The 20,146-nt window shown below is 63.0% G+C and carries 18 protein-coding genes and 1 tRNA gene; 15 read left to right on the forward strand and 4 right to left on the reverse strand.

Features of this window, described 5'->3' with window-relative positions; genetic code table 11:
* Positions 1–19 precede the first annotated feature (19 nt).
* Positions 20–373, reverse strand: a complete 354-nt coding sequence (locus NMD1_RS10415; protein WP_124810579.1) for a sel1 repeat family protein — start codon at positions 371–373, stop codon at positions 20–22.
* A 305-nt stretch (positions 374–678) separates the two neighbouring features.
* Here NMD1_RS10415 and dksA point away from each other — a divergent pair, with 305 nt between their 5' ends.
* From dksA to NMD1_RS10435, 4 genes are all read left to right on the forward strand, one after another.
* Entirely contained in the window at positions 679–1,137 is a 459-nt protein-coding gene (dksA, locus tag NMD1_RS10420) for an RNA polymerase-binding protein DksA (protein WP_124810578.1), read from the forward strand.
* A gap of 196 nt (positions 1,138–1,333) precedes the next feature.
* The gene (locus tag NMD1_RS10425; protein ID WP_190287332.1) at positions 1,334–1,702 is read left to right on the forward strand and encodes a PilZ domain-containing protein; all 369 of its coding nucleotides are present in this window, start codon (positions 1,334–1,336) and stop codon (positions 1,700–1,702) included.
* Positions 1,703–1,804: 102 nt separating this feature from the next.
* Positions 1,805–3,274, forward strand: coding sequence for an ABC transporter substrate-binding protein (locus NMD1_RS10430; RefSeq protein WP_124810576.1), 1,470 nt, complete (start codon positions 1,805–1,807; stop codon positions 3,272–3,274).
* Between the two features lie 5 nt (positions 3,275–3,279).
* On the forward strand, positions 3,280–3,711 hold the full coding sequence (locus NMD1_RS10435) for a DUF4112 domain-containing protein (RefSeq protein ID WP_125954695.1): 432 nt from the start codon (positions 3,280–3,282) through the stop codon (positions 3,709–3,711).
* A gap of 26 nt (positions 3,712–3,737) precedes the next feature.
* On the opposite strand, the gene NMD1_RS10440 is transcribed toward NMD1_RS10435, so the two are convergent.
* Complete coding sequence (locus tag NMD1_RS10440) at positions 3,738–3,914, reverse strand: DUF1674 domain-containing protein (protein ID WP_125954696.1); 177 nt, start codon at positions 3,912–3,914, stop codon at positions 3,738–3,740.
* A gap of 70 nt (positions 3,915–3,984) precedes the next feature.
* On the opposite strand from NMD1_RS10440, the gene NMD1_RS10445 reads away from it, so the two are divergent.
* On the forward strand, positions 3,985–5,247 hold the full coding sequence (locus NMD1_RS10445) for an RsmB/NOP family class I SAM-dependent RNA methyltransferase (protein WP_125954697.1): 1,263 nt from the start codon (positions 3,985–3,987) through the stop codon (positions 5,245–5,247).
* Positions 5,248–5,250: 3 nt separating this feature from the next.
* On the opposite strand, the gene msrA is transcribed toward NMD1_RS10445, so the two are convergent.
* The gene (gene msrA / locus NMD1_RS10450) at positions 5,251–5,778 is read right to left on the reverse strand and encodes a peptide-methionine (S)-S-oxide reductase MsrA (RefSeq protein WP_125954698.1); all 528 of its coding nucleotides are present in this window, start codon (positions 5,776–5,778) and stop codon (positions 5,251–5,253) included.
* A gap of 112 nt (positions 5,779–5,890) precedes the next feature.
* On the opposite strand from msrA, the gene NMD1_RS10455 reads away from it, so the two are divergent.
* The 4 genes from NMD1_RS10455 to NMD1_RS10470 all read left to right on the forward strand — a co-directional run bounded on the left by NMD1_RS10455 (position 5,891) and on the right by NMD1_RS10470 (position 8,279).
* Positions 5,891–6,742, forward strand: a complete 852-nt coding sequence (locus NMD1_RS10455) for a class I SAM-dependent methyltransferase (RefSeq protein ID WP_125954699.1) — start codon at positions 5,891–5,893, stop codon at positions 6,740–6,742.
* A 79-nt stretch (positions 6,743–6,821) separates the two neighbouring features.
* Complete coding sequence (gene aguB / locus NMD1_RS10460) at positions 6,822–7,673, forward strand: N-carbamoylputrescine amidase (RefSeq protein ID WP_125954700.1); 852 nt, start codon at positions 6,822–6,824, stop codon at positions 7,671–7,673.
* Positions 7,670–8,191 (forward strand): 2-amino-4-hydroxy-6-hydroxymethyldihydropteridine diphosphokinase, encoded by a 522-nt coding sequence (gene folK, locus NMD1_RS10465; RefSeq protein WP_125954701.1) that lies wholly within the window; start codon positions 7,670–7,672, stop codon positions 8,189–8,191. The genes aguB and folK overlap by 4 nt, the downstream gene beginning before the upstream one ends.
* A gap of 12 nt (positions 8,192–8,203) precedes the next feature.
* Positions 8,204–8,279: transfer RNA gene (locus NMD1_RS10470), tRNA-Lys, on the forward strand.
* Between the two features lie 106 nt (positions 8,280–8,385).
* Here the strand turns inward: NMD1_RS10470 and NMD1_RS10475 are convergent.
* Entirely contained in the window at positions 8,386–9,027 is a 642-nt protein-coding gene (locus tag NMD1_RS10475) for a hypothetical protein (protein WP_125954702.1), read from the reverse strand.
* Positions 9,028–9,260: 233 nt separating this feature from the next.
* Between NMD1_RS10475 and NMD1_RS10480 the strand changes: the two genes are divergently transcribed.
* The 6 genes from NMD1_RS10480 (at position 9,261) to NMD1_RS10505 (ending at position 19,994) form a co-directional block, all read left to right on the forward strand.
* The gene (locus NMD1_RS10480; RefSeq protein WP_125954703.1) at positions 9,261–9,770 is read left to right on the forward strand and encodes a hypothetical protein; all 510 of its coding nucleotides are present in this window, start codon (positions 9,261–9,263) and stop codon (positions 9,768–9,770) included.
* 287 nt (positions 9,771–10,057) lie between these two features.
* Positions 10,058–11,572: an IS21 family transposase gene (gene istA, locus NMD1_RS10485; protein ID WP_125953070.1), complete on the forward strand. Its 1,515-nt coding sequence runs from the start codon at positions 10,058–10,060 to the stop codon at positions 11,570–11,572.
* Positions 11,559–12,287, forward strand: a complete 729-nt coding sequence (gene istB / locus NMD1_RS10490) for an IS21-like element helper ATPase IstB (protein WP_125953069.1) — start codon at positions 11,559–11,561, stop codon at positions 12,285–12,287. Before istA ends, istB begins: the two co-directional genes overlap by 14 nt.
* A gap of 202 nt (positions 12,288–12,489) precedes the next feature.
* On the forward strand, positions 12,490–13,395 hold the full coding sequence (locus NMD1_RS10495) for a hypothetical protein (RefSeq protein ID WP_125954704.1): 906 nt from the start codon (positions 12,490–12,492) through the stop codon (positions 13,393–13,395).
* A 314-nt stretch (positions 13,396–13,709) separates the two neighbouring features.
* Positions 13,710–14,048: a hypothetical protein gene (locus NMD1_RS10500; RefSeq protein ID WP_125954705.1), complete on the forward strand. Its 339-nt coding sequence runs from the start codon at positions 13,710–13,712 to the stop codon at positions 14,046–14,048.
* Positions 14,049–14,165: 117 nt separating this feature from the next.
* On the forward strand, positions 14,166–19,994 hold the full coding sequence (locus NMD1_RS10505; protein ID WP_125954706.1) for a DUF3320 domain-containing protein: 5,829 nt from the start codon (positions 14,166–14,168) through the stop codon (positions 19,992–19,994).
* Positions 19,995–20,146: the final 152 nt, after the last annotated feature.

Below are 20,146 nucleotides of genomic sequence, written 5' to 3' on the forward strand. Positions count from 1 at the left end.
AGACCAGGCAACAGGTCGATCAGGCGGCGCGGCGGCTGGAGGCGCGGATCCATTCGCGCGCACGGCGTTGCGCTTCGGCGATTTCGCGCGCGGTCATTTCCTCGGAGATGTCGGCGCGGCACTGCGCGGCATCGTCATGGCCACCCACGGCGGCAAGGTTGAACCACTTGTGCGCTTCGATCAGATCGCATTCCACTCCGTGGCTGCCCGTCGAAAAGGCCACGCCCAGGTCGAACAGTGCGTTGGTGTCCCCTTGCGCGGCGGCGGCCAGGCAGGTTGCCACCAGAAGGTCGGCGCCTTCGTGCAGACCGGCATTTTCGGCGTATGTCATGGCCGCGTCATCGGCGACCAGCTTGATCCAGGCTTGTCCCATTTACCAATACCCCCGGTTGAAAACCAAGTTATCCGGGCCTTTCACGGGTCCCGGCGTGTCAGACAGTCACCAAGTTTGCTCAACAAATGGTTAACGCCGGGGTGGGGCGGCTCCGGAAAACCCGCCAAAACGGCGATTTCTGACGCTTTGGCGTTCCGCCGGGCTTCAACTTCCTTGTGCCATCACCCGCATGGAATGGCTTGTGCCGGTTCCGGGCGGCTCCTATAGGGCGCCACAAACCGGGAACGCGCGATGCGTCGCGGCGATTGCCGGTCGGGTCGGAAGGCGTTTATCTGGAGGGCCGGATGGCTGGCGTTTTGAGTGACGAGATTGACGTTCTGGCCAAGGCTCGCCGGGCCATGCCGGGTGATTACGTTCCCAGTGATGACGAACCCTATATGGGCGAGGCGCAGCTCGATTATTTCCGCCGCCTTCTGCTCGAATGGAAGAAATCGATCCTGTCCGCGTCGGCTGGCACGCTTTCCGCATTGCAGGACGGACCGTTGCGCGAACCCGATCTCAACGATCGCGCCTCGAGCGAAACCGACTGGGGCATCGAACTGCGCACGCGTGATCGCCAGCGCAAGCTGATCGCCAAGATCGATTCCGCGATGCGCCGGATCGACGAAGGCGAATACGGTTTCTGCGAGGTGACCGGAGAGCCGATCGGCCTGGGCCGTCTGATCGCCCGCCCGATCGCGACGATGACCGTCGAAGCGCAGGAAGCGCATGAACGCCGGGAAAAAATCTCGCGCGATATGTGAGTCAAACCTTTCCGCCCCGGACCATGCGGACTGTCCGGAAATGGCACGTTTGCTTGGTTAATCGGGGTGCGTTTAACGATTTCTTTGCCACATCCGTATAGGACGTGGAGAGGGAATCATGCGATTTGTCCAAGGTGCCGGCTCGGAATCCATTGCGGAGCATTTTCGGCGGTTTGCAGGAGTGGTCGGTTTCGCCGTGACAGAGCTTGAGCATCGTCAGATCGGGCGCGACAGCCTGTTCCTTATGGCGGATCTGCGTCTTGATGGCGTGGATGGCGAACACAAGGTCAAGGTCCGCAACCTTTCGGCTGGCGGGATGATGGCCGAAGGCAACGTCCGCGTGGTTGTCGGGAAACGGCTGGAAGTGAACCTGCGCAATCTGGGCTGGGTCGAAGGCGTCGTCGCCTGGATTCAGGAAAACCGCTTCGGCATCGCCTTCATCGAGGACATCGATCCCAAGGTGGTGCGCGCCACCGCCTCAGGGCCCACGGCGGACGAACTGACTCCCCGCTTCGTGCGACCGCCGCTGCCGACGCATGAGCGCGGCCGGATGCGCAAGATCTGAGTGGTATCGGCGTCCCGCGCCATTTGGCGTTCTCCGCCATGCGCACATTTCTCGGCTTTGACCGCTGACCACCTGATTGCCTTCTGCTAGGTCGGTATTGAAATGCCGCGTCTTTCCCGCCTTGCCCTGGCCATTGCCCTTGCCGCTTCGGCATCGGGGTGCGGCTGGCGCGGTGACGGTGCGCTCCAACTCGGCCTGGTGGGCGATTCGGATGCGTTCAAGGCGCAAGGCGTGCGGCTTTCTCCCGCCGGGCAGACATTGCGCGCCGCCACGGTGGAAGGGCTGGTGGGGTTTGACGCCGAAGGGCGGGTGGTGCCGGGGCTGGCCGATCGCTGGATCGTGACCGACGATGGCCAGAGCTATATCTTCCGCCTGCGCGACGGCACCTGGCCCGGTGGCGCCAGAATCGATGCCGAAGATGTCGCCGCTTCGCTGCGGCGCGCGCTGGCCGCCCTGCGCGGATCGCCACTGGGCCTCGACCTTGCCTCGATCGACGAGATCCGGGTGATGACCGATCGCGTGATCGAGGTTGATTTGCAAAGCCCGCTGCCCGATCTGCTGACCTTGTTGGCGCAGCCCGAACTCGGCCTTCCCCATGCGCGACAGGGCGGCGGCCCTATGGCGATGCAGCGCACCCCGCAGGGCGCGGTGCTGTCGCTTATCCCGCCCGGCAAGCGCGGGCTGCCGGCGCAGGAGGATTTCGCCCGCCGCGCTCGCTCCGTAATCGTCGAAGTAGCGCCCGCCGAAAAGGCGGTGGCCCGCTTCAACGACGGCTATATCGACGTTCTGCTGGGCGGCCGGATCGATTCCCTGCCGCTGGCGGGCGTCGGCGGACTGGTCCGCGGCAACGTGCAGATAGACCCCGTCAGCGGCCTGTTCGGATTGATGGTCGAAAACGCGCAGGGCTATCTGGGCGAGGCGGCCAATCGCGAGGCGCTGGCCATGGCGATCGATCGCGATGCGTTGCTGGGCGCGTTCAATGTCAGCGGCTGGTCGGGGACCACGCGGATCGTGGCCCCGGAAACGCCCGGCGATCTGGGTACCATCGGCGAACGCTGGGCCGGAATGGGGATCGAGCAGCGCCGGGCGGCGGCGGCGGAACGCGTGGCGCGCTGGAAGGCGGCGGGCAACCCGCTGCCGGTGCTGCGCATCGCCATCGGCGGCGGTCCCGGTTCGCAGGTCGTTTTTGACCGGTTGCGCGCGGATTTCGCCGCCATCGGCCTTCAGGTGCAGCGGGTGGACGAAACCGCGCCGGCCGACTTGCGCCTGATCGATTCCGTCGCCCGCTATGGTCGCGCCACGTGGTTCCTGAACCAGTTGGCGTGCGCCGCACGGCGGCCGGTGTGCAGCCCGGCGGGCGATGCCCGGCTGGATGACGCGCGCGCCGCGAAAGATCCGCAGCAGCGCGCCGCCCTGCTGGCGGAGGCCGAAGCGGAAATAACCGCCGTCAACGGCTATATTCCCATCGCCCGTCCGCTGCGCTGGTCATTGGTGCGCAGCCGCGTGACGGGCTTCGCGCCCAACCCCTGGGGATGGCATCCCTTGCCGCCGCTGGCCCTGCTTCCCAAATAGGGGGCATGGCACAGGTATTCCGATCCCGCGCCCGTCCCGTGCGGATGGGCATCGAACTGCCCGGCACCGGTCGTGATCCGGCGTCAGTGCGCCAGCGCATCGAACTGATGGAGCACGTGCTTGAACGCAGCTTCGTGATCCCCGGCATCAATCGGCCGGTGGGCCTCGATGCGCTGGCCGGCCTGATCCCGGTGGTGGGGGATTTCGTGACGGCGGCGATGGGGGCGTGGATCGTGTGGGAAGCCCGCAATCTGGGCCTGCCCAAATGGAAGCTGTTGCGGATGGGCGCCAATGTCGCGTTCGACGCGCTGCTGGGCGCGGTGCCGGTTGCCGGCGACGCCTTCGATTTCCTGTTCCGCTCGAACACGCGCAACCTGCGCATCATCCGCAAGCATCTCGACCGCCATCATCCGCAGACGCGGATCATCGAAGGCTGATCGCGTCAGTAGTCAGACGTCAGCGATCAGAAATCGATCGCGATTCCGTTCTTTTCCCAGTCGCCGAAGCGCGTGGGATCGAGCCCGTCGGGGTCGTCCGTCGGAACGGCCGCTTTCGGTTCCGGCACGGGCGGATTGGTCCAGTAGTCGGGCGGCGTGAAACCGGCCGGTCGCTTGGTCGCGCGGGGGGGGGGCTTGTCCATGCGCTCCATATCGACCTTCCCGGCGCCGAGTTCAATTGCCAAGCGCGGCCGGACGCGCGATAGGCGCGCGATGTCGCGTCCCCCCGTTCAAGACGATACGCCCGGCCTGCCGGTTCGCCGCGCCGCCCTGCGCCTGCTCGATGCCGTGCTGCGCCGGGGCGATCCGCTGGACCAGATCGCCCCCCCTGTCCTGCGCGGGATAGAGCGTGGGGACGATCGCGCGCTGGTTATGGCGATCACGCAGGAAACGCTGCGCTGGATGGAGGACCTCGACCGCCTGATCGATGGGGCCACGCGCCAGCGCTTGCCGGACGACTCCAAGGCGCGCACCGTGCTGCGGCTGATGCTCGCGCAGGCCCTGCGGTTGGAGCTTCCACCCCATGCCGTGGTGGCCACCGGCCTGCCGCTGCTGGCGGGTGGGCCGCGCCGGCTGGCCCATGGCGTGTTCTCGGCGGTGATCCGCGGTCCGGCAAAGCTGCCCGCGGCGCCAACTCTGCCCGCGCTGGTGGACGAACGCTGGCAAGCCGCCTGGCACAGCCGAGTGGGAGCGATCGCCACGGGCCTGGCCGATCCGCCGCCGATCGACCTGACCCTGCGCGATCCGGATGCCACCGCCGAGTGGGCCGAGCGGCTGGGCGGCGTCTCGCTGATGGCCGGCCATGTTCGCCTGCCGCGCGCGGGCGCGGTGGAAGCGCTGCCGGGGTTCGGCGAAGGCGCGTGGTGGGTGCAGGACCTTGCCGCCACCGTGCCGGCAAGGCTGCTGGGGCAGGGGGCCGGGCGGCGCGCGCTCGATCTCTGCGCCGCGCCGGGCGGCAAGACCATGCAACTCGCGGCTGCCGGCTGGCAGGTGACCGCGCTCGACAAATCGGCCCGCCGGCTTGATCGTCTGCGTGAAAACCTGAAGCGCACCGGCCTGGAGGCACAGGTCGTTGCGGCCGACGCGCACGCCTGGCAGCCGGAGGAACCGTTTGACGCGATCCTGCTCGATGCGCCCTGTACCGCCACCGGTACCTGCCGTCGGCATCCCGATGTGCTGCACCGCTTGCCGGCAATCGAGGAACTGGCCGTGCTTCAGCGCTCGATGCTCGCGCGCGCGGCAGAATGGCTGCGCCCCGGTGGCGTGCTGGTCTATGCGGTCTGTTCGCTGGAGCCGGAGGAGGGCGAGGCGCAGGCCCGCGCCTTCACCGCGCTGGCGCCCGATCCCATCGCTGCCGAGGAGCTTCCCGCCGGCATCGCGCCGACGCCGGAAGGCTGGTTGCGCAGCGATCCGGGGATGCTGGCCGATGCGGGCGGCATCGATGGCTTCTTCGCCGCCCGCTGGCGCAAGCTCTGAAGCTTACGCCTTGACCTTGTTGGCGAAGCTCTTGCGCAGCTTCATCAGCTTGGGCGGGATCACGGCCAGGCAATAGGGATTGCGCTGCCCTTCGCCTTCCCAGTATTCCTGGTGGTAGTCCTCGGCCGGATACCATTCCGCCGGCCCTTCTATCGTGGTCACGATCGGCTCCGCGCGATCGGCTTGTGCACGGGCGATGCCGGCTTCGGTTTCGGCTTGCTGCTCCTCGTCCAGCGGGAACACGGCGGAGCGGTACTGCGTGCCGATGTCGTTGCCCTGCCGGTTGAGCTGCGTCGGATCGTGCGTGGCGAAGAAGATATCGAGCAATTGCCCGTAGGAAATCGCATCGGGATCGAACGTCACCCGGATGGCTTCGGCATGGCCGGTGTTGCCCGAACAGACCTGCTTGTAGGTCGGGTTCGGCGTCACCCCGCCGATATAGCCGCTTTCCACGTTGCTGACGCCGATCACGTCCCGAAATACCGCTTCAGTGCACCAGAAACACCCGCCTGCGAAAATGGCCTGGGCCATCGCTTGTCCTTTCCTGTTTGTATGCAGGCTAGATAGGAAGGCGACCGGCGCTTGTCATCGCTTCCCACTCGGCTACCTTGCGCGCGATCCCAACCGAGAGAGGAATTTGCGCGTGCGCACTGTCCTGACAGCCCTTGCCGCCAGCCTGACCATGGCGGTCGCCGGCCTGGTTCCCCAGACCTCCGTCCAGGCCGAAACGCTGGCCCCCGCCGCAACATCGCCGGCAATGGCGACGGTGCTGGCCGATCCGCGCCGCGATGGTGACCGTGCCCGCGATATCTGGCGTCACCCCGCCGAAACGCTGGGCTTCTTCCGCGTGCAGCCGGGCATGACGGTGGTGGACTACCTGCCGTCGGGCGGATGGTACACGCGCGTCCTGGTGCCCTACCTCGGGCCGCAGGGCCAGTATATTGGCCTCAATCCCGGTGTCGCCAACGCGCCCGAACGGACGAAGCAGGCCTTCGGCAACCTCGGCGCGACCTTCCCGGCGAAGGCGGCGCAGTGGACCGGCGTCCCCGCCGAGCGCATCCTGGCCTTCAATACCGACAGCCTGCCCGCCGATCTCGACGGCAAGGTCGATCGCGCGCTGATCTTCCGCGAAGTGCACAACATGTGGCGCGGGGGCTGGCTCTATCCCGATCTGCTGGCGATCCGCCGCCTGCTCAAGCCCGACGGGCTGCTTGGCATCGTCCAGCATCGCGCCCGGCCCGATGCCCCGGCCTCCTACACCGATGGCAGCAAGGGCTATCTGCGCGAAAAGGACGTGATCGCCATGGTCGAGGCGCACGGTTTCGAACTCGTCGGCAAGAGCGAGATCAACGCCAACCCCAAGGACCCGGCGAATCACCCCGCCGGCGTCTGGTCGCTTCCGCCCACTTTCTCGCAAGGGGATGCCGATCGCATGCGCTTTGCCGGCGTGGGGGAAAGCGACCGGATGACGCTGCTGTTCCGCAAGCGGCCCTGACCCCAGGTCCTGACCGTGGCGGCGCTTTGTCACAGTCTTGCCGTTGAATTGCAGGGCCGGGGGCAATAAGTCCCCGGCCATGAGCAAGATCACCGTCGCCGCCCTGCAACTCGCCCTCAACGCCGGCGAAGCGCAGAACATCGCCGCTGTCGCCGCGCTGGTGGAACAGGCCGCCGCGCGCGGGGCGCAGGTCGTCCTGCCGCCGGAACTGTTCGCCGGCCCCTATTTCTGCACGACGGAGGACGAAGCCCGCTTCGCGCTGGCCTATCCGCTCGACCAGGACCCTTCGGTGCGCGCGATGCGCCAGCTGGCGAAAGCGCTGGGCATCGCCATCCCCACCTCGTTCTTCGAGCGCGATGGCCATCATTACTACAACACGCTGGCGATGATCGGCCCCGGCGGGGAGATCATGGGCATCTACCGCAAGAGCCACATTCCCGACGGTCCGGGATACGAAGAGAAGTTCTATTTCCGCCCCGGCAACACCGGCTTCAAAGTGTGGGACGTGTTCGGCACGCGCATCGGCGTGGGCGTGTGCTGGGACCAGTGGTATCCCGAATGCGCGCGCGCGATGGCGCTGATGGGGGCGGAACTCCTGTTCTACCCCACCGCGATCGGCTCGGAACCCTATGATGCCAGCTTCGATACCAGCCGCATCTGGCGCCGGGCCATGCTGGGCCACGCCGCGTCGAACTGCATGCCGGTGATCGCCGCCAACCGCATCGGCAGCGAAGAGAACGAACAGCGGTTCTACGGGCACAGCTTCATCAGCAATCAGTGGGGCGATTTCCTCGCCGAATACGGGGCGGAGGAAACCGGTGTGCTGGTGGCGGACATCGATCTGGCCGAAGCCGCGAAGCACCGCGCCGGCATGGGCTTCTTCCGCGATCGCCGCCCGCAGCTTTACGCGCGGCTGGCGCAGGACGTGTGACCGCTTCGCCGCCGCAGCGTTACTTGGTCGCGCTGGGCTCCAACGTCCGCCACGCGCGGCATGGCGCCCCGGCCGCCGTTCTGCGCGCCGCGGTGCGCGCGCTCGCGGCGCAGGGGCTGGCAGTGGAGGCGGTTTCGCCCACGATTGCCAGCGCTCCGCTCGGGCCTTCGCACCGGCGCTATGCCAACGCGGCGGCGATCGTGGCTGGCGATCTGATGCCTCCCGCGCTGCTGCGGCTGCTCCAGCAGATCGAGCTCGATTTCGGCCGCGTGCGACGCGGCCAGCGCTGGCGAGCGCGCACGCTCGATCTCGATGTGATCCTGTGGAGCGGGGGTGTCTGGCGGCAGGCGCCGGGCGCCACCCCCGCTCTGCGCGTTCCGCACCCGGAATACCGCAAGCGGACGTTCGTCCTCACCCCGGCCGCCGCCATCGCCCCCGGCTGGCGCGATCCCGAAACCGGCTTGCGCATAAAACACCACAACGCCCGCTTGACCCGCCGCACCCCGCGCCCTAGGTGACCGGCCTTGGTCGGGCCCTTAGCTCAGTCGGTAGAGCAACTGACTTTTAATCAGTAGGTCGCTGGTTCGAATCCAGCAGGGCTCACCATTTAAAATCAATAGCTTGCTGGAGGGCGTGGTCAGCTGCGCAAAGTCGATAGCAACCACATGGCAACCACGCGGCAAGGCATCTCCGGGTACTCCAGGGTAAATGGTTAGCGCTTAGGAAGCGCCCTTTTTGCCTTTGTGGCCTTACTCTTGGGATGGCTAAATCCAGGCTCAAGTTCGTCACAATGCAGCCTTGATTTGATTCGTGTCATGCCGACATATCGCCAAAACGCGTTGAAGTACTTTGATGTCACACCATGCTTGTAGGCGTATGCCATTGCGTCGCCAAGATCAGCGCGCCGCTGCCGATCTGAGAGAAGCTTAGGCATTGCTAACTTCGGAGGGCTGTTTGCATTCGCGATGGCTCTCCCCACCGGTTTCATTGCCGGCAAAGCGTGCATCAAAAGCAGGCCCTGCTTAAAGGGTTGACGTGCGATGCTCGGCCCCCGTTTGTGCTTCCCATCCAAGTCCTTCAGCAACCGGGTTATGACTCGAGGTGTCTTCTCAATCACTCGTTTGAGATAGAGGTAGGTGGTCCTCCGCATCCAATCATCCGGATCTTCGATAGGAATCTGGCGTTTGTCATTGACGCGCTTTTTCTCCCCAACCCGCTTTAACCATTCCCGAAGCAGGCGCTGGCCGTCCCGAATGAACTTCCGTTCAGCAGCGATAGCCTTATTCGCTTTAGCCAACGCGGGCGTCGGGCGCGTGCCGTTGCCTTTCGTAACGAGTTTTGCCGGTTGTGTCATAATGTCCTCTCGATAGAGGACATTAATTCTCGTTACAATATGTCCTCTTGGAGGCGGACAATCCAGACTTCGCAGATTTATGTCCTTATATGATAGGACATAAAGAGATAAAATAATATCGTTATATTATATATATTTAGACCTAAAATCACAAAGACGAAAACCCATTCGGTAAACAATATCCGGAGCCCCGCGCGGGGCTCCGCTTTTGTAGCAACAGAATGGAGTTGAGTATGAAATCGAAGTTTGCACCAGCCAAGAATGTTGAAGCATTCCGGACTGCCCGTAGGAAGCGCAATGCTGCTGCAAAGCGGCGTGCGGAGAATCGCAAGATATCGGCCGAGCGGAAGGCAAAGCCTGATATCGTAGCTGCATTTGATGGCAAAGCGAATCTGCAGGCTGCCAGCCGGACAAAACATTCCGCTGCGGAACGGATCGAAACGGTCATGCAAAGTAAGGCCGATTGCCGAAAGGAGCTCACCAGGCTGTATGCGTTGGTAGCCAAGCTGACCGCATCGGTTGAGAGCGAAACGCCAAGGCCGCATTACGTTGACGAAAAGGCCCTTGCCGCCATGTGGGGGGTGTCGGTGAAGTTCCTTCGAAATTTGCGTTCCAAAGGTGATGGACCGATGGTGACCTACTTTGGAAGAAATGTTCGGTATCGACTGAAGGATGCTCGGGCATATGCAGCCGAGAATGCCTTCGCCAGCCGCACTGCAAGGCAACACGCGATCAAGGTGTAAACTCGGCGCATCATCGGAGGGGGCCAATGCCCCCTCCGAATTGGTCGACACATGCAATATACGCAGGTGGGCAGCCTAAAGGGGCCAACTTCCTAGGTCTGACGCTCTCCAGAGCTTTGCTGATGCTCTGGAGCTACACCTGCATTGGCGGGATTTTTCAAAATGCGGAAATACCTGTGGATCGGCGTGCAAAAAGGACCCCGTTAGCGGGGTGATCGGCGTCTAAAAGGGACCCCTCATTTCGATAGCTTACACAGCCGCGTGGAAGTTCATGCGGCGAGATCGGGATGTTGGTTTTGGAGACAGTGGTTCGTATCCGGCGTGAGTATGCCGGCGGGAAGGCGATCAAGGCGATCGCGCGTGATCTGCATGTGTCGCGGAAGGTAATCCGCAAGGCGATCCGGGCGCCGGAAGGCGCATTTGATTATCGGCGCAAGGTTCAGCCGCTGCCGCGGATCGGTCCGTTTCAGGATCGGCTGGATGTGCTGCTGGAAGAGAACGAGTTACGGGGCCGACGTGACCGGCTTCGGATGACCCGTATCCACGACCTTCTGGTGCGTGAGGGTTTCGAGGGCTCTTACGATGCCGTGCGCCGCTATGCGGCACGGTGGAAGATCGAGCGGCGCAGGGATGTCGGAGACGGGACGACTGCCTTTATTCCGATGCTGTTCCAGCCCGGCGAGGCCTACCAGTTCGACTGGAGCCACGAGGATGTCGAGATCGCCGGCAAGCCGATGCGGGTAAAGGTCGCGCACATGCGGCTGTGCGCATCGCGGGCTGTGTATGTCCGGGCCTATCCACGCGAGACCCAGGAGATGCTGTTCGACGCGCATGCGCGCGGCTTTGCCTTCTTCGGCGGCGTGCCCCGGCGCGGCATCTACGATAATATGAAGACGGCGGTGACGAGCGTGTTCACCGGCAAGGACCGGGTGTTCAACCGGCGGTTCCTGATCATGGCCAACCATTATATGGTCGAGCCCACGGCCTGCTCGCCGGCGGCGGGATGGGAGAAGGGTCAGGTCGAGAACCAGGTGCAGACGATCCGAGGGCGCTTCTTCCAGCCCCGTCTGCGGTTCGCCAGCCTCGAGGAGCTCAATGGCTGGCTGGAAGCTGAGTGCCGACGCTGGGCCGAACGGCAGGCCCATCCTGAGCAGGGCGACCAGACCGTGGCGCAGATGCTGGAGATCGAACGTCCTGCATTACAGTCGATGCTGGGGCCGTTCGACGGCTTCAACGAGAGCGAGCACGGCGTGTCGGGCACCTGCCTGATCAGCTACGATCGCAACCGTTACTCGGTCCTCTCGACAGTGGCGCGGCGCACTGTGCAGGTTCGGGCCTATGCCGACCGTATTGTCGTGCGATGCGGCGATGAGGTCGTCGCTGAGCATCCCCGCTTCTTCGGGCGGAACCGCACCATCTATGATCCCTGGCACTATCTGCCGGTGCTGGCCCGCAAGCCCGGCGCTTTACGCAACGGAGCACCCTTCCAGGACTGGGAACTGCCGCCGGCGCTCGCCCGATTGCGACGCAAGCTGGGTAACGGCGATGATGCCGATCGGCGGTTCGTGCGCGTGCTGGCGGCCGTGCTGACCGATGGCCTGGAACTCGTCGAAGCCGCCGTGCGGGAGGCACTGGCAACCGGCACGGCGAGCGACGACTTGATCCTCAATATCCTGGCACGGCGCCGCGAACCGCCGCGACCGCTGACGATCGTCACGTCGGAGGACAATGCCCTGCGGCATCCGCCGATCGCCGACTGTGCCCGTTACGACCAACTGAGGAACTTTCATGCAGCGGCATGACATGATCGACGCGATGCGCGGGCTCGGACTCAAAGGGATGGCCGGCGCGTTCGATGAGACCGTCACCACAGGGCTTCAGCGCCAGCGCACGACGATGGAGATACTGACCGATCTGCTGCGTGCGGAGGCAACGCACCGCCACGCCGCCTCGATCCGATACCGGATGGCGGCCGCCAAGCTGCCGGTGGTGAAGGACATTGATGCTTTCCACTTCGAGGGGACGCCGATCAACGAGGGGCTGGTCCGTTCGCTGCACGGCGGGGCGTTCCTCCCCGCACGGCGCAATGTCGTCCTGGTCGGTGGCACCGGCACCGGCAAGACCCATCTGGCCATCGCCATCACCGCCAATGTCGTCCGCGCTGGAGCGCGGGGGCGTTACTTCAACACCGTTGATCTGGTGACCCGCCTCGAAGAGGAAGCCCGGATCGGCAAAAGCGGCGCGCTTGCCGCCCAGCTCTCTCGCCTCGACCTCGTCGTGCTCGATGAGCTTGGCTATCTTCCCTTCGCCCGTTCAGGCGGGCAGTTGCTGTTCCATCTGGTCAGCAAACTTTACGAGCAAACCAGCGTCATCATCACGACCAACCTGGCGTTCGGAGAATGGCCGACGGTGTTCGGCGACCCCAAGATGACCACCGCTCTCCTCGATCGCGTCACCCATCATTGCGACATCATCGAGACCGGCAATGACAGCTGGCGCTTCAAGAACCGAAACTGATCCCTGCCGCACGCAGGATTAAGGTGCCTTGCGCTGCGCGCGCCTCCGGTCGGGCTCCGCCCTCCCTACGCCGCGCGCAGCGCAAGGCGCGTTCCTCGACCGTCCTGCCATCGTTGAGAGGGGGTCCCTTTTGCGCGCCGATCGGGGGTCCCTTTTGGACGCCGATTGACAGAAATACCCAAAGAGGTCTCCCCGGGACACTTTGCATCACCAGCAGCAGAAGGCAGAAGCATTCCTTAACCGTGTCCTTCATGGGGTGGAACTTATCAAACCACCTTTGCTCGGGCGTCGAAAGTTGCATGCTCTGCTAGGTGTCAATGAATGCCGTGCCGATTTGCGTCTGTGCGATGTATCGGCAAGAAAGAAGAGTGCCGAAATACTCTTCGACGTCGTCGGCGGTTTGAGGGCTAGATTTGATAGCTCTGGCGTCCAGTTCCGCCATATCACGTTTATCGATGATATCGGCATAACGTCCGACCGCTATCCGCTCCTGAGATTTTGTGCTCTGAAGCGCAAGGTGGACAAGGCCATTCGAACTCTGGGTTTGTCAGCGCTTGTCTTCATCGAGATACAGCCTCTCTTGAACTACCCTGCACTTGGTGAAGGGCGCACGCTGATGTTGCATGCTCACGCTCTATGTTGGGGCTCGACATCTCGCCGGGCTTACAGGTCCGCGAAGAGGGCGCTCAACCAATCAAGATCTTGGCAAAATAAGTTCGGGGCCGAACCTGTGAAAGATCGTCACCTGAGAAAATTTGACGATGTCCTTCGAATCGCCTGCTATGTGGCAAAGCTTCCGCACGACGGAAAAATTCGTGTACCCGTCGGCGAGGACAAGTGGCGCTTCCGTCCGACATTGCAGGGCTATCCCAATCGGTTGGCGCTCAGGATCGCCGAAGGCCTCTCGCACTATTCCATTTTCGACGCTGTTTTTAGTGTAGGAGAGGGAAGGTTTTATCGGCTGGATTGGAAGCGGCAGTTAGTCGATTGGCACCAAAAGAGATTGCTTCGCTATGGGAAAGGTCGCCGCTTTGACCTAGCCGATTTTTGGCAGCGAAGGCATAGGAGTGGCCGTTTTGGCTACGACAAGCCGTTCAGCGTGGATTAGTTGCTAAGCGCAGTATGTCCGTGATGGGCGATACACGATGATACTCTGTGTTTCGCCCATCAAGCTTGAGAGTTCTGGAGTGTTTACTGAAGCTGATAACGAAGGACTCTGACTTACTCCAGCCGTCTGGCGCGACAGGGAAGGGCACCTTGGTTGCCGTCGTTCAACGTAGATTTGAAGCGGTTCGATAGCGGTCATTTGAAGTGGGATGCCTTTGCAGTGGAGATCGCGCCGGTCGGAGACACGGGTGTGGCAATACCGACATCACCCGTTATGAGGCGGCTACCACAAGCTCAGGCAATTCAGGCAGACCAATGGCCCGCAAACATTCGAAGCACGGCCCTTATGAGGACCTCCATCAGGACGAAGAGGCTCCCGAGGCCGTGGTGCTCTGCTGGCTCTGTGGCCGACCGACCGGCAAGACCATTGTCTGGCACCACCCCGTGCCCAAGAGCCGGGGTGGGCGCGATGTGGTTCCCATGCACCCCATTTGCCAGCAGACGCTGATCACCAATTTCACCAATTCCGAACTGCAGCGCCACGGCATGGAAGTAGAGGGTCTGCTCGCCAACCCGGCCGTGCGCAAATTCGTCGATTGGGTAGCGAATAAGGACCCCGATTTCACGTCCACCATCGCCAAGAAGAAGCGCTGATCCGGCTGCGCTTTCGGCATCCGCCACAAAAGCGGCTGTAACGAGGTCATTTCGCGATGCTGATAGCCCTTTACTTACGCCTTCATTCGAATGACCAGTAGAACGAAGGGGTAAGAAATGACGTTATCGATCGAGGCAACCATTTCCGGCAAAGTCGGCTTTGCCTCGCATCAGAACTCGGCGCCAGTCATCCGGGATCTCATCATCCGCAACGGGGGCGACAGGCCAGTTGACGGATGCCGCGTGATCTTGCGCGCGGACCCACCTTTTCTGGCCGAAAAGACCTGGCGCATCGATCGAGTTTCCGCGCTGGATGAGATCGTCATTTCAGATCGCGACGTCCATCTCAACGGCACCCTGCTGTCGGGGCTTACCGAGGCGATGACTGCCTCCGTGATTCTTACACTGCTGGACTCCGCCGATCATGAACTTGCATCGGCCCGCCAGCCGTTGGAACTTCTTGCTCATAACGAGTGGGGCGGCGTGGGTGAAATGGCCGACCTAATCCCGGCGTTCGTCATGCCGAATGATCCCGCTGTTGACCAAATTCTCAAAGCAGCGTCCGACTGCCTGCGGCGAACCGGCAAACCCGATACGATCGATGGGTATCAAAGTCGGGAGCGGACCCGGGTGTGGCAGCTAGCCGCCGCGATATGGTCGGCGGTGGCGGGACTTCGGCTGTCCTATGCCCTGCCGCCAGCCAGCTTCGAACGCAGCGGGCAGAAGATCAGAACGCCGTCCCAGATTCTGGACGGCCGGATGGCCACCTGCCTCGACACGACCCTGCTTTTCGCTGCCGCTCTGGAGCAGGCAAGCCTTAATCCCCTGGTGATCCTCACCAAGGGCCACGCCTTCGTCGGCGTGTGGCTTCAGCCGACCGAGTTCAGCTCGCTCATCATTGATGAAGCGGCGGCAATTAGACGGCGGTTCGACCTCGATGAACTTATCGTCTTCGAAACGACGCTCATCACCCAGGATCACCCGCCCAGTTTCTCACAGGCTATCGCCGCTGGCCACGGGAAGCTCAACGAAAGGTTAGATGAAGAATTCGAGATGGCGGTCGATGTCCGCCGCGCCCGGATGCAGAAAATCCGGCCGCTGGGCGTTGCCCTAACGCCGAAGGAACCGACGGAGCGGGCCATATCGGTGGCGGAAGCGGTCGAAGAAGCTCCCTCCCTTCCGTCATTTGACTCTGACGTCGTGGAGGAGGTTGTCACGCCCGGCGGCCGGGTGCGCCAATGGCAACGCAAACTGCTTAACCTGACGACTGCGAACCGGCTTCTGCATCTCTCCGATACTGCAAAAGCTGTGCGTCTCTTTTGCCCTGATTGCGGCAGGCTGGAAGACCTGCTCGCCGCAGGCAAGAAGGTCCGCATCCGTCCCATGCCCGATCTCGATACCGGCGACCGCGACGAGGAACTCTACAATCAGCAAAATACCTCCAGCCTACGGCGGGAGGTCGCGGCGGAGGCGCTGGACCGGAATGAGGTGCTGGCGCTCATCCCTAGGGACAAGCTGGATGGCCAGCTTGTCGACCTCTACCGCAAGGCCAATTCCGATATTGAGGAGGGCGGCGCCAACACGCTTTTCCTCGCGATCGGCTTCCTCAAATGGAAGAAGTCAGACAAGGAAACGAAGGTCTACAGGGCACCGTTGATTCTCTTGCCGGTCAAGCTGGAACGCAAAAGCGCCCTTTCCGGCGTGGTAATGGTCCAGCACGAGGATGAACCCAGATTCAACCTCACTCTGCTGGAGTTGCTCCGGCAGGATTTCGAGCTGACCATTCCCGAACTCGAGGGGGAGCTTCCGCGCGATCACTCCGGCATCGATGTCGCCCGGATTTGGCGCTCCGTGCGCCATGCGGTCAAGGAAATGCCGGGCTTCGAGGTCGTAGAGGACGTGGCGCTGGGAACCTTCTCCTTCGCCAAATACCTCATGTGGAAAGACCTCGTGGATCGCGAGGCACTGCTGCGCGAAAGTCCGTTGGTACGGCATCTCATAGATCGGGATGGCGCGGTGAATCTCGATCAGGGCGGATTGCCGCGTGTCGAGGATCTGGACCGGGATATCACGCCGGCCGAGCTGTTCACCCCTCTGCCGGCCGACAGCTCCCAGATACGGGCCGTGATCGCCTCGGCGCGCGGCCATAATTTCGTGCTGGACGGACCTCCGGGCACCGGCAAGTCGCAGACCATCGCCAACATGATCGCACACAATCTGGCACTTGGCCGGCGCGTTCTGTTCGTTGCGGAAAAGAAGGCGGCGCTGGATGTCGTCCACCGGCGCCTGACGGACAAGGGGCTGGCGCCATTCTGCCTCGAACTGCACTCCGCCAAGGCCACCAAATCGGCTGTCCTGAGGCAGCTCGGCACAGCTTGGGATACTCGCGATGAAATGTCGGCGGCCGTTTGGGACATGCGCGCGGGTCAGGCGAAATCGCTTAGGGACCAACTGAACGAAACCGTCGCCCTGCTCCACCGGCAGGACTACAACGGCTACACCATCCATCAGGCGATCGGCCGCGTCGTCCGCGACGGCAAGGAATACACGCCTAAATTCAACTTCCCGCCCACAGCCCGCCATTCGAAAGCGGACATGGATGCGATGCGCGATGTCGCGCGGCGTCTGGGCATTGCCTATCAGGCCGTGAGCGACCTTCCGGTCGAACTGGATGGCGTAACCCATGCCGATTGGACCAACGGCTGGCAGGAACAGATCGTCGCGTCCGCCCGCGCGCTGCCGGCCGTCCTCGACGATTTCGAGGAGGCGGTGGCGGGGCTGGCAAAAGCCAGTCAGCTTCCGACTAATGGAGACAGCCGGCAGGATGGCAAACGGCTGATGGTGCTGGCCAATGCGTGCTTGGCCGCGCACGGGCACGATCTGCGTTTCGCGTTCAGTCCCGACATGGCCGAGAAGGTCGAGGCGGCTCGAAAGGGAATCGATTTCGTCGAGGCATACCTCGCGGAGGAGCGCGCGCTGAGCGCCAGCTATGCTTCCGAGGTGGCGAGGCGGCTCGATCTCGAGGGACTGCGGGAGGCCTGGACGCAGGCTGGCACGAAGTTCTGGTTCCTCTCGGCGCTGGCGAAGCGCAAGGTGGCGCGGGGCCTTGCCCAGGCTGGCGGCGCGACTGGCAAGGTCGATCCGGAAAGCGACCTGCCACATCTGACCGCAATGCATGATCTGCTGGAACGGATCGAGGCGCTGGCCGGAAAGGCCGCGGCGGTACCCGGATGGCACGGACTGGCCACCAAGAGGGAGGATGTCGAGGTCGCGATCCAGCGGGGCGAACAACTTCGCCATTCGCTTGCCGCCGAGGCCTACGGGGCAGATGATCTGATAGCCCTGCGGGGCGCTGTGGCCCGCTTGGTCGTGGACGCCAATGAACTTCTTGGACCTGACGGCGCCATTGATCGAGCGGCGAAACGCCTTGATCGGGCAACGGCCGAGATGGCCGAGGCTGTGGAAGCGTTCGACCGCCTGAGCCGTGCGGAAAGCGAAGCAGGTCTGGCGGAGCTTCGTGCCCGCGCCTCTGTAGTTGTCGCGCAAGAGCGGCGCTTGCGGGACTGGGCGAACTGGCAACGTGTCGTCGAGGAAGCGATCCGGCTCGACCTGTCGCCACTGGTGGAGGGACTCGAAAACGAGGACTTCGCGGTTGCCGACGCTGTGCGCGAGTTCGAGACCGGCTATGCCAGATGGTTCGCGTTCCATCGCATGGACGCGGAACCCCTGCTGCGGAACTTCATGCCGGGCGAGCATGCCGACCGCATAGAACGCTTCCGCGACATCGATGACCGCATGAGCGAACTGGCTTCGCAGTATATCCGGGCAAAGATCTGCGGGTCGATCCCGGACAAGGAGGGTGTCGGCAAGAACAGCGGCTATGGCGTCCTGCGCCACCAGCTTCAGCTTCAGCGCCCAAGCAAGCCGATCCGGCAGTTGGCGAGCGACATGGGCGACGCGTTCACGCGCCTTGCCCCGTGCATGCTGATGAGCCCTCTGTCGATCGCGCAATATCTGCCGCCGGATCAGGCGTTGTTCGACATCGTGATCTTCGACGAGGCGTCGCAGATTACCCCCTGGGACGCCATTGGCGCCATGGCGCGAGGCAAGCAGGTCATCATCGCCGGCGATCCGCGTCAGATGCCGCCCAGCAACAATTTCGAGCGGCAGGGCAACTCGGTTAGCGATGACGACGATACCGAGGAGGACATGGAGAGCATCCTCGACGAGTGCCTTGGCGCCGGGGTGCCCCAGATCAACCTCGACTGGCACTATCGCAGCCGGCACGAGAGCCTGATCACCTTTTCCAACGTCCGCTATTACGAGAACCGTCTGGTCACTTTCCCCGCCCCCGACACTAGGCCGAGTGCCGTCAAGTGGCGCCGCGTCGACGGCGTTTTCGCCAAGGGCAAGGAGCGCACCAATGGAGTCGAGGCCCAGGCGATCGTCGACGAGGCCGTGCGCCTGCTGCGCGATCCCGCCTTTGTCGACGAGCGGGGAAAAAAGCTGAGCCTTGGCATCATCACCATGAACATCCAGCAGATGAAGCTGGTGGAAGACCTGCTCGACAAGGCCCGAAGCAGATATCCGGCCATCGAGAAACACTTCAATCCGGATGCCACTCTGGAACCGGTGTGCGTCCGCAATCTGGAGACCGCGCAGGGCGACGAGCGTGATGTCATCCTGCTGGGCGTCAGCTTCGGCCCCACCGAACCCGGCGGGAAGACCATGTCGATGAACTTCGGCAAACTGAACCCCAACGGCGGCTGGCGGCGGCTCAACGTGGCGGTCACCCGGGCGCGGCGCGAGATGCAGGTGTTCACCTCGTTCGACCCCGGCATGATCGATCTGACCCGCACCAATGCCGACGGCGTGCGCGATCTCAAGGCGTTCGTCGAGTTCGCCCATCGCGGCAAGGACGCTATCGCGTCGGCTGACCGGGGATCACAGGGCGGTTATGACTCGCCTTTCGAGGAAGCGGTGGGCCAAGATCTGCAGCGACGGGGCTGGCAGGTGGTTCCACAAGTGGGCGTCTCGAAGTTCCGCATCGATCTCGGCATCGTCCATCCCGACTGGCCGGGTGATTTCCTGGTCGGCGTCGAATGCGATGGCGCGGCTTACCATAGTGCCGCGACGGCCCGTGATCGTGACAAGGTGCGCGCGGCCATCCTGGAAGGATTGGGCTGGAAGCTGCTGCGCATCTGGTCGACCGAGTGGTGGTTCAACCGCGAGCGGGCCGCGGATCAGCTGCATCAGGCCCTGCTTCATGCACTGGAAGAAGACCGCAAGGCCAGAGCCGAGGCCGCCGAAACGGAAGCGGCTCAGGAAGATGCGGAGTCCGAAGACGCGGCAGGAGATGCGCGCGATGACTTCACTCAAGACGAGGAAGCCGTTGTTTACGCGAAGCAGGCTACGGTCGACGACCTCCTGCCCATGGCGTTTCCGTCGGCATCAGGCTCGGAACCCGGGGTATTCAGGTTTACCGATTTCGGTGAACTGACCAGCCTTATCGACGCTGCCACCTTCTATGAGCCCAGCTACTATCCGACCTTGCGCAAGCTGGTCGCTCGAGTTGTTGAAGCCGAAGGCCCCATCGCCGAAAGCCAACTGGTGAACCGGATTGCCAGAGCTCATGGCTTCCAGCGCTCCGGGAGCCGGATTCACAACAGGGTGATGCACCTTGCGCGCCAGCAACATCACGTGGCGTCGGACGGTGGTCGCGAGGCATTCATATGGAACAGCGTGAAGGCGCTGGCCATGGGGGTGACCGCCCGGTTCCCCGCCAGCGAGGATCACATCAGGCAGATAGAGGATGTTGCTCTCATTGAACTACGCGCGACGGGTTGCGATGATCCCGTTGAGATCGCTCGCATGTTCGGGATACGCAGACTCAGTGCATCCGCGCGAGCGAGGATTGAGGCAGCAATTGGTCACAAACTGACTTAGGCCTGCGCCAGCACGAAAGGCAGATTGTGGCCTTCTGCGTTTCCAAATCCGCCGTTTCGGAATGACCGCAGCAGTTGCCATTGAATCGAAGCGGTGAGCCATCAAGGGCGTGAATTCATGTATTGAAAACGAGCATTTTCAATACAGGGAAG

Source organism: Novosphingobium sp. MD-1 (assembly GCF_001014975.1).
Lineage (GTDB): Bacteria > Pseudomonadota > Alphaproteobacteria > Sphingomonadales > Sphingomonadaceae > Novosphingobium.

Excerpts from the sequence above, each read along its gene's own strand:
- NMD1_RS10435 (WP_125954695.1), top strand. The coding sequence starts at position 3,280 with ATGGCACAGGTATTCCGATCCCGCGCCCGTCCCGTGCGGATGGGCATC.
- NMD1_RS10480 (WP_125954703.1), top strand. The coding sequence starts at position 9,261 with ATGAAATCGAAGTTTGCACCAGCCAAGAATGTTGAAGCATTCCGGACT.
- NMD1_RS10505 (WP_125954706.1), top strand. The coding sequence starts at position 14,166 with ATGACGTTATCGATCGAGGCAACCATTTCCGGCAAAGTCGGCTTTGCC.
- NMD1_RS10445 (WP_125954697.1), top strand. The coding sequence starts at position 3,985 with ATGTCGCGTCCCCCCGTTCAAGACGATACGCCCGGCCTGCCGGTTCGC.
- msrA (WP_125954698.1), bottom strand. The coding sequence starts at position 5,778 with ATGGCCCAGGCCATTTTCGCAGGCGGGTGTTTCTGGTGCACTGAAGCG.
- NMD1_RS10475 (WP_125954702.1), bottom strand. The coding sequence starts at position 9,027 with ATGACACAACCGGCAAAACTCGTTACGAAAGGCAACGGCACGCGCCCG.
- istB (WP_125953069.1), top strand. The coding sequence starts at position 11,559 with ATGCAGCGGCATGACATGATCGACGCGATGCGCGGGCTCGGACTCAAA.
- NMD1_RS10415 (WP_124810579.1), bottom strand. The coding sequence starts at position 373 with ATGGGACAAGCCTGGATCAAGCTGGTCGCCGATGACGCGGCCATGACA.
- NMD1_RS10430 (WP_124810576.1), top strand. The coding sequence starts at position 1,805 with ATGCCGCGTCTTTCCCGCCTTGCCCTGGCCATTGCCCTTGCCGCTTCG.
- dksA (WP_124810578.1), top strand. The coding sequence starts at position 679 with ATGGCTGGCGTTTTGAGTGACGAGATTGACGTTCTGGCCAAGGCTCGC.
- istA (WP_125953070.1), top strand. The coding sequence starts at position 10,058 with ATGTTGGTTTTGGAGACAGTGGTTCGTATCCGGCGTGAGTATGCCGGC.
- aguB (WP_125954700.1), top strand. The coding sequence starts at position 6,822 with ATGAGCAAGATCACCGTCGCCGCCCTGCAACTCGCCCTCAACGCCGGC.
- NMD1_RS10500 (WP_125954705.1), top strand. The coding sequence starts at position 13,710 with ATGGCCCGCAAACATTCGAAGCACGGCCCTTATGAGGACCTCCATCAG.
- NMD1_RS10440 (WP_125954696.1), bottom strand. The coding sequence starts at position 3,914 with ATGGACAAGCCCCCCCCCCGCGCGACCAAGCGACCGGCCGGTTTCACG.